The 8,493-nt window shown below is 35.4% G+C and carries 8 protein-coding genes; 3 read left to right on the plus strand and 5 right to left on the minus strand.

Translation table 11 applies throughout. The features are described 5' to 3' along the window. Positions 1-335 precede the first annotated feature (335 nt). From F6K54_RS34665 to F6K54_RS34680, 4 genes are all read right to left on the minus strand, one after another. The gene (locus F6K54_RS34665; protein WP_293088187.1) at positions 336-1,010 is read right to left on the minus strand and encodes a transposase; all 675 of its coding nucleotides are present in this window, start codon (positions 1,008-1,010) and stop codon (positions 336-338) included. Next, complete coding sequence (locus tag F6K54_RS34670; protein ID WP_293088188.1) at positions 1,000-1,188, minus strand: hypothetical protein; 189 nt, start codon at positions 1,186-1,188, stop codon at positions 1,000-1,002. Before F6K54_RS34670 ends, F6K54_RS34665 begins: the two co-directional genes overlap by 11 nt. 21 nt (positions 1,189-1,209) lie before the next feature. Beyond that, the gene (locus F6K54_RS34675; protein ID WP_293088190.1) at positions 1,210-1,518 is read right to left on the minus strand and encodes a helix-turn-helix domain-containing protein; all 309 of its coding nucleotides are present in this window, start codon (positions 1,516-1,518) and stop codon (positions 1,210-1,212) included. A gap of 99 nt (positions 1,519-1,617) precedes the next feature. After that, positions 1,618-2,481 (minus strand): hypothetical protein, encoded by an 864-nt coding sequence (locus tag F6K54_RS34680; RefSeq protein WP_293088192.1) that lies wholly within the window; start codon positions 2,479-2,481, stop codon positions 1,618-1,620. 258 nt (positions 2,482-2,739) lie between these two features. Here F6K54_RS34680 and F6K54_RS34685 point away from each other — a divergent pair, with 258 nt between their 5' ends. Beyond that, complete coding sequence (locus tag F6K54_RS34685; RefSeq protein WP_293088193.1) at positions 2,740-3,132, plus strand: hypothetical protein; 393 nt, start codon at positions 2,740-2,742, stop codon at positions 3,130-3,132. 198 nt (positions 3,133-3,330) lie between these two features. On the opposite strand, the gene F6K54_RS34690 is transcribed toward F6K54_RS34685, so the two are convergent. Then, the gene (locus tag F6K54_RS34690; RefSeq protein WP_293088195.1) at positions 3,331-4,434 is read right to left on the minus strand and encodes a DUF6745 domain-containing protein; all 1,104 of its coding nucleotides are present in this window, start codon (positions 4,432-4,434) and stop codon (positions 3,331-3,333) included. A gap of 594 nt (positions 4,435-5,028) precedes the next feature. On the opposite strand from F6K54_RS34690, the gene F6K54_RS34695 reads away from it, so the two are divergent. Together F6K54_RS34695 and F6K54_RS34700 are read left to right on the plus strand one after the other, a co-directional pair. Then, positions 5,029-6,540, plus strand: coding sequence for a DASH family cryptochrome (locus F6K54_RS34695; protein ID WP_293088197.1), 1,512 nt, complete (start codon positions 5,029-5,031; stop codon positions 6,538-6,540). Between the two features lie 544 nt (positions 6,541-7,084). After that, complete coding sequence (locus F6K54_RS34700) at positions 7,085-7,984, plus strand: Rpn family recombination-promoting nuclease/putative transposase (RefSeq protein ID WP_293088199.1); 900 nt, start codon at positions 7,085-7,087, stop codon at positions 7,982-7,984. The last annotated feature ends 509 nt before the right edge of the window (positions 7,985-8,493 follow it).

The raw sequence follows: 8,493 nt of genomic DNA on the forward strand, positions 1-8,493 counted from the left end.
TATATTACGAAAAGTAGTCCCAAACGCTTTTAGCAATGGGATAGAGGGTGTTGTAGTTCACCCCGTTAAGGTAACACTTAATTAAAACACTTGTCTAGGAATATTTTTCTATAGATTTAGTAACTATGTATTATATTTACTCTAAGTTGGAGATTGTCGTATGGAGCTTTCACCTGCTGTACAATACCTATACAATTCCGGCACTCATTGGGTAAAACCTGACCCACCCCTCTAGCTCCCCTCCCAGGAGGGGATGGGGGTGGGTGATGTTTGCTTCTTGCTTCAACCTGGGAGGCCGCCCTCTTCCAGTTCACAAGCGTAAATTCGGGTACAGCCTACCCCCTAGCATTCTCATTAACTTCCCCATACTGAGATAACACCAGTGCAGCATTCAAGTCCCGGTCTATTCTGATTCCACAGTGAGGACAGTTAAAAGTACGGTCTTTTAGCTTTAATTCTTGGTTAATACAACCACAATTATGACAAGTTTTGGATGATGGAAACCACTGGTCAGCTAGCACTACTGTCCCACCAGAGCTTACGATTTTGGTTGTCAATCGTTGTCTAAATTGATAAAATCCTTGCCTTGCAATTGATGCTGCCAACTTACCATTTTTCATCATCCCTTTCACATTTAAACTCTCTAAGCAGACGTGCTTCACTTGAGTCACCAAATTTGTAGTAGTTTTCTCTATGAAATCCCTACGCACGTTCTTCATATGACAATGGTACTTCGCGAGTTTTTTGTAATATTTAATCGCATTTTTTGAAGGTGGCTTACCTTTACCTCCTAGTTGTTTATTGCGGTTGCGCCATTGAAACTTAGCCTGGTTTAATTGCTCTAGTTTAATAGAGTCTGGGAGACTTAAAATTTCGGAGTCCCCCTTTTTTTGGTTTGCTATACTTGCAAATTGTTTAACTCCAACATCTATACCAAAAGTTTCGTATTGCCGCTCATCTAATAGGGGATGAACTGGCAACTGTTCAGCTTCAATTGCTTTAACTAACAAACCATTTTTCCCCTATTCTACTAATAGTAAAAGTCTGACTTGCTGTAGTGTAAGGAATTGATTCCCATAATCGAAAAATCCCTAATGTTGGTATTTTAATTTTTTTACCAGGACTAATAGTTACTTTTCCATTACCGTCATAAACAGTAAAAGATTGTCTGTCTTTTTTCCTTTTCAATTTAGGATATTTACTGGTTCCCTATTTCGGTTTAAATGCTTCACCTAGATGTTGAAAAGCACTTTGGTAAATGCGAGAGGAATAATTATTGGCCCAGGCATATTCTGGTTGCTTTTTTACATAGTTAGTAAAGACTTTTTTAGCTTCTAAAATGCGTAATGTGTAACTCAAGCTAACTTTCTGACCACGCTTGTTAACTTTGGTCATGGCAGAAGTTGCATTAACCATATTGAGGCCATAGTTGTAAACAAAACGGGCATAACCAGCACATTGAGCCATTTTTGATCGCTCTTGGTTACTGAGTTTTAATTCGAGTTTTTTGGCGTACAATCAAATCACCTCCAACCACATTGTCAACTATTTTTTTGTCAAGTCAAAAAAATCTCCTTTTTTTTCAGTTATTGCCGGAAATTGCCATAGATATTGATACTAGCAATCAGCTCCTGGTATTGACGAAATGTCTAAGGTTGTGTTGCTTTCTCCATAATCTTCAAAATGTTGATCTACAAGTTGTTGCAAGTCGCTTTCCCATGCTGCGAAGGATGCTTGGTTGATTTGTGTTTCGGTAGTTACTGGAGGTTCCGTTTCCGACTCTGTCTGGGTCTCTGGTTCTGGCTCTGTTTGGGTCTCTGGTTCCGAACTTCCATCCAAATAATTTCCGATAATTTCTTCTAATAATTTTTCAGGCTTGACTCCCTGTTGTTTGGCCTGAGCTCTTAACTTATCCCAAACGTCTCTGGGTAGTTTTGCTGTGGCTAGGAGAGGTATAGTTTCCCCGATAATAGTAGCTTCTATGTAAGTCGCTGTAATAGGCTTAGATTCTTGCTTGGCCCTACCCAGAACCTCTTGCCAACAGCTCACTGTCTCATCAACTTCCTCGCTGACTTGACTGGCAGAACTAGCTAATTTTTGGGCTTGAGATACGTTGTCTGGTAGTTCGGTAAATCCTTCGAGCATCAATGACCAAGATATTTGAGCAGCTTTAATGACTCGTTTGACGTAATAGACCGATTTTTTCAAGCCTTTAAGGCAATACTCTTTGAAGGTTTTAAATCCTAAATTTTTATACAATTTATAAATCTGAAAAGCTCTCAAAGCCATGCCCTCTTTGATATAGGCATATCTATCGGCTAGCATATCTATTTCCAGAGAAGTGATCGCTTCATCCCCTTCTTTCCAGGTGTTGTCCCAAAATAAATCGCAAAATTTATCTAGATATGCATCTGCCCAGTTGGGAAGTTTTGGGTCATTGAAAGGAGTCTCGAATTTGTGGTCGTATAAGTTTCCAATCATAAAAAAGTAAGAAAAAGTATTTTTACAAAGATTGGGGTGAAGTTAGCAGATAGAAGGCTCACCCCAAAAGATATCCATTAGATAGTCACTAGAAATATGTAAGGCTATGTCAGTTAAGCATTAGGTTTTAACTGTTTGAACTGCTTTGTTGGACTTCACCTCCTCAAACCATAACGTCCGTTACTTGAACATTTTTATAATACGTCCGTATAATCAAAATGTCAAGAGTTTTGAGTAAAATTTATTCACGAACGTAAAATGAAAAAAAGCAGTAAATATAATGCCGAGAAAATCAATCCATCAGGAAAAGAAGGCCAGCATTCATTTAACCGTAACCCCTACAACCAAGAAGCGTTTGAAGCAAATATCAGCAGCTTTAGGAATGAGTCAAAGCGAGTTAATAGAGCTATGGACAAAGGAGGCCGAATTACGGTCTCAGAAACAACTGTTGGGGGAATTCTTGACCGCTTAAAGGCTCTTCAGTCTATACACCTAGAATATGTAGAGGAACATGGCAAAAGATTAGAACAGCGGCTAATCGAAAATCATACCCATAAATCGAAAGTGTTTGAGGAGATGCGCTCTTTAGAAGTTGAGTTGGTTCACCTCCTCGAATCTGCCAAAGAAGAAGATCCAAACGAAGAAGAATAAAAAGTCAAAGGAGCCGATCGCAGCAATGTGGTCGGTATTTTTTCATGCCAAAAATCAGGAACGGGCAAGATGCCCATTCCACACAGCAAAACATTAAAATTATCCCGCATTTATACAACGCCAGTGGGAGCATCTTGCTCCCGTTCTAAGTGTTCGTTGTCTCCACCTACTACTACTATATTTACTGAAATAATATTGCTAAGTTTGTATATAAAATGCTTCTGAATCAATTCCCCAATTTACCCAACTAATAGCTTCTTTCGCCGAACTTAGACTAGGAGGTACTCTTAAAGTATGAATATTTCCCGTGCTTGGACAAATCATTTTTAAGATTAATATTGGCTCAATATCGGCATCATCATCTATTCTTAAAAGGGTATATTCTTGCCATTTATCTATTTCTAAAGTTTGTAAATCTTGGCAAATTTTCTCATAACCAATTTCCTGAATTAATACTCGTCTGAGTTCAGCATTTTTTGTAGACAAAAGCCATTTTGCCTGCCATTTTTGGGGAGATAATATTCCATATTCTTCTGGCAGTCTCACACCATGATTAGCATATAAACTATAACCATCAGCAAATTCAATTGCTGGTTTGCCTTCAGCGTGGGGGCGATATTCATCATCCAATAATAACTTTCTAGGGCGATCGCAAATAATACATAGATTTTTCAAAGGATATATCCAACCACAGTCTCTAACAATAGATTCTAATACTTGCCAGTCATCTGAATTATAATCACAATTAATCACAGAAATACAAAAATCTATCCAAGCGGCATAACTACTCCATAATTCTGTGGGAATAGGATAACTCCACAAACACAACAACTTAATTGAAATATCAGAAACTATTTCTTGCCATTTTTCTTCTATTTGAGAGTAAAGAATATGACTCCAAAGCTCCTCTGGTTTTAGTGACTCTTCTGTTAATGAACTGTCAGTATCTTCCCTAATTTTGCCATCTATTTCTGCACATAATTTATCGGTAATTTGCAACTCTATTTGTTCTCTCAAAAGTTGCCATCTATCTTTGAAAATGTGACGATGACCATAATCATCTTTGCTTTCCCATCGTTGCCAAATGACACTAAGCAGAATGTCAAAAGCTGCATAGGGGCTTTCACAAAAAACAATCTCTGGATTTGGGTTGCCCATTAAATTGTAGGCTAACTGAATTGCTTTAGTAGCTTTTTGACGATTAATAGCTTGGGTAGAATGTGCTATTGTATGCCACTTTTTTCGATAAACTTGAATCAGAGCTTCTTGCTCAGGTGTTAGTTTAGTAATTAGTTTTTTCATCTTTTAGGGAACAGGGAACAGGGAACAGGGAACAGGGAACAGAGAAGAAGAAAAAAACATATCATATGAATATAATAATTGCTATATTCTATACTTTTAAGGAACATCTCAATTCTCACAACTCATTCCTGATTGCTATAGCATTATAAGAATTAGTTAGGAGATTTTTCAATTTTTAGGGAACACCGGATCTGGGAACAGAGAAGAAGAAAAAAACATATCATATGAATATAATAATTGCTATATTCTATACTTTAAGAATTAGTTAGGAGATTTTTCAATTTTTAGGGAACACCGGATCTGGGAACAGGGAACAGAGAAGAAGAAAAAAACATATTATATGAATATAATAATTGCTATATTCTATACTTTTAAGGAACATCTCAATTCTCACAACTCATTCCTGATTGCTATAGCATTATAAGAATTAGTTAGGAGATTTTTCAATTTTTAGGGAACACCGGATCTGGGAACAGGGAACAGAGAAGAAGAAAAAAACATATTATATGAATATAATAATTGCTATATTCTATACTTTAAGAATTAGTTAGGATATTTTTCAATATTCCCTAGCGCGTAGCGCTATAAAAGCTTATGAATCAAGACAGAATTATATTATGGTATCGTAACGACTTACGCGTCCATGACCATGAACCGCTCGATAAAGCAATAAAAACTAAGGCTCAAATTATTCCTATTTATTGTTTCGATCCAAGACAATTTGGTCAGACTAATTTTGGATTTCCTAAAACAGGTGCTTTTCGGGCAAATTTTTTAATTGAAAGTGTTGCTGACTTGCGTAATAATCTACAAAAATTAGGTAGTAATTTAATAATTCGTCAACAAAAACCAGAAATAGCAATTCCTCAACTTGCTCAAGAATTAAAGGTTAAATCTGTATTTTTTCATCGAGAAGTTACAGCAGAAGAAATTAAAGTAGAAACAGCACTTTATCGAGTATTAAAACAAATTGGGGTTAAGTTTAAATCATTTTGGGGTCACACACTTTACCATCCTGATGATTTACCTTTTGAAATTAAACAATTACCAGAAGTATTTACCAGTTTTAGGAAAGAAATAGAAAAAAAATCTACTATAAATCTTACATTTTCAAATCCTGAAAAATTACCATTTTTGCCAGAAGTTGAGCTGGGAGAATTACCGACTTTATCCAAACTAAATCTAGAATTACCACCACAAGATTCACGAGCAGTTTTAGCATTTAGAGGTGGAGAAACTACTGGAAAACAAAGAGTAAAAAATTACTTTTGGCAGCAAGACTGTCTAAAAGTTTATAAAGAAACAAGAAATGGAATGCTAGGGGCAAATTATTCCTCTAAATTTTCTCCTTGGTTAGCTTTAGGATGTTTATCACCTAGTTATATTTATGAACAAGTGCAAGAATATGAAGAACGGAGGGTAAAAAATAATTCTACTTATTGGTTAATATTTGAATTATTATGGCGGGATTATTTCCGATTTATTTGTCAAAAACATGGAAATAAAATATTTTATAAATCTGGTTTACAAGGAGTCGCTATTCCTTGGCAAGAAGATTGGGAAAAATTTAGAAAATGGCAAGAAGGTAAAACAGGATTTCCCTTAGTCGATGCTAATATGCGCGAACTTTTAATGACAGGTTTTATGTCAAATCGTGGTAGACAAAATGTTGCCAGTTTTCTGACTAAAAATTTAGGAATTAATTGGCAAATGGGTGCTGAATGGTTTGAGTCTTTACTGATAGATTATGATGTTTGTAGTAATTGGGGAAATTGGAATTATACTGCTGGAGTAGGAAATGATGCACGAGGTTTTCGTTATTTTAATATTCCTAAACAGGCAAAAGATTACGACCCCGAAGGAAAATATGTTAAACATTGGTTGCCAGAATTAGCAAAAATACCTGTTTCTAAAATACATGAACCAGGGAAATTATTACCTGTTGAACAAGAGAGGTTTGGTGTAAAAATTGGTGTTGACTATCCACAACCAATGATTGATTTGTGGCAGTCAGTTAAGAAGAATGAAAAAATTTATAATGCTGCATTAAAACCTGAATTAGGCAGAAAGAATAAAGAGTTAGGAAGAAGAAAATTTTATAGATAAAATTGATGTAAGCATTCAGCCGTCAGCCAGCCTCCTACCGGAGGAACTGCGTTAACAGCTATTGCTTTTAGTTTAGGATAAAAGCTTTATTAATTGTCTTACTATAAAAGTTGACTCCCTTGCCCTTAAAGTCTATTTTAATTTAGACACTGTCCTTAAGGAGATAGTCTTGTTGCTGATAGCTGACAGCTAATAGCTGAATGCTTACAAATTGAGAAAACTTCTATCATTAAAAATCCTATTTCAGTTGTGCTATTTTAGTAAGTAAGGTCTAATTTCATTAATGGATAATGGATAATGGATAATTACCTCTGGTTAAAACCGAGAGGATTGAAGATAAGGAAATATTATTTCTTTATTTTCCCCTTGTAGAGCGACAGCTCGCGGCGCAGCCAAGGGGAGGCAAAGTAAGCTGAATTATTTAATTAATAATGATTAATTATTCGGTAAGCATTTCCTGCGGAATACTGCGCAAACAACTTTATAAGAATAGGTAATTCTAAATTCTAAATTCTAAATTCTAAATTCTTGAAGGTATACTTAAATGAAATTTATCAGCCCCAAAAGCGACTTTGCCTTTAAAAAAATCTTTGGTTCTATTCACAGTAAAAACATTCTGATTAGCTTTCTTAATGCTGTAGTTTATAATAATCAAAATATTATTCAATCCCTAGAAATAATTAACCCTTATAATCCTGGAGTTACTAATGCTATTAAAGATACTTATTTAGATGTAAAAGCAGTTTTAGATAATGGTTCGACAGTTATCATTGAAATGCAAGTATTAAACGTAGAAGAGTTTGAAAAACGAGTAATCTATAACCTAGCTAAAGCCTATGGCAATCAATTAGATGTAGGAGAAAGTTACCTCATGTTGAAACCTTTTGTGGCTTTGACAATTACCGACTTTGTTTTATTTGAAAAAACGGAGAAAATTATTACTAAGTTTAGACTTAAAGAAGAAACAGAATCGTTTAATTATCAAGATGAATTAACATTAATGTTTGTAGAATTACCCAAATTTAACAAAGAATTATCAGGATTAGAAACTCTGAGTGAGAAATGGATATATTTTCTGACTTCAGCTCCCAATTTAGAAGTAATACCATCTTCATTAGGAGAAGTATCAGAAATAGAAGCAGCATTAAATATAGCGAATAAGGCGAACTTAAACAATGAAGAATTAGAAGAATTAGAGAAACAGGAAAAGTTGATTAGAGATAGGAAAGGAGAAATTTCTCTAGCAAGAAGGGAAGGAATAGGAATTGGACGGGAAGAAGGAATTGGAATTGGCATAGTGAAACAAATATTACGTCAAATTCGCCGAAAGTTTGGAGAAATAACTCCAGAAGTTCAAACTAAAATAGAACAGTTATCTCTGGAAAAATTAGATATTTTAGGTGATGAATTTTTTGATTTAGCAACTATAGTAGATATTGTCTAATTATTCAACCGGACATGATATAACCAGTTATATCAATTTGATAAATGTTTGCTACAAATAGCTAGGGTATTTCTTACAGGACTTACGCAAAGACACTGTGTATAGAGTCCAGTAACTATTGGACAATAGTTATGAGTACTATATATAGCGTATCTGCGTAAGTCCTATCTTAGAATTCAGAATTCAGAATTCTGAATTCTGAATTCAGGAGTAATATCATGTCCGGTAGCATCGGAGCGTGTATAAAATTAAGGTGACAATGAAAGAAAACCTTCTGCCTCCTGCCTCCTGCCTCCTGCCTTCGGACAACCATTGTCTAATTATTCAACCGGACATGATATAATATCATGTCCGCTGGTATCGGAGCGTGTAAACCCAAAGGTGAATATCTACAGGAAATTTAAGTTTTTTTCTTGCTCTTAGGTATTCCTGACTGTTCCCTGTTCCCAGTTAAGTGTTCCCTGTTCCCTACCCTTGCTATACAATACCGATGCTACCGGACATGATAT

It is taken from the genome of Okeania sp. SIO3B5, from assembly GCF_010692555.1.
Classification (GTDB): domain Bacteria; phylum Cyanobacteriota; class Cyanobacteriia; order Cyanobacteriales; family Microcoleaceae; genus Okeania.

Excerpts from the sequence above, each read along its gene's own strand:
- F6K54_RS34680 (WP_293088192.1), bottom strand. The coding sequence starts at position 2,481 with ATGATTGGAAACTTATACGACCACAAATTCGAGACTCCTTTCAATGAC.
- F6K54_RS34685 (WP_293088193.1), top strand. The coding sequence starts at position 2,740 with ATGAAAAAAAGCAGTAAATATAATGCCGAGAAAATCAATCCATCAGGA.
- F6K54_RS34690 (WP_293088195.1), bottom strand. The coding sequence starts at position 4,434 with ATGAAAAAACTAATTACTAAACTAACACCTGAGCAAGAAGCTCTGATT.
- F6K54_RS34695 (WP_293088197.1), top strand. The coding sequence starts at position 5,029 with ATGAATCAAGACAGAATTATATTATGGTATCGTAACGACTTACGCGTC.
- F6K54_RS34700 (WP_293088199.1), top strand. The coding sequence starts at position 7,085 with ATGAAATTTATCAGCCCCAAAAGCGACTTTGCCTTTAAAAAAATCTTT.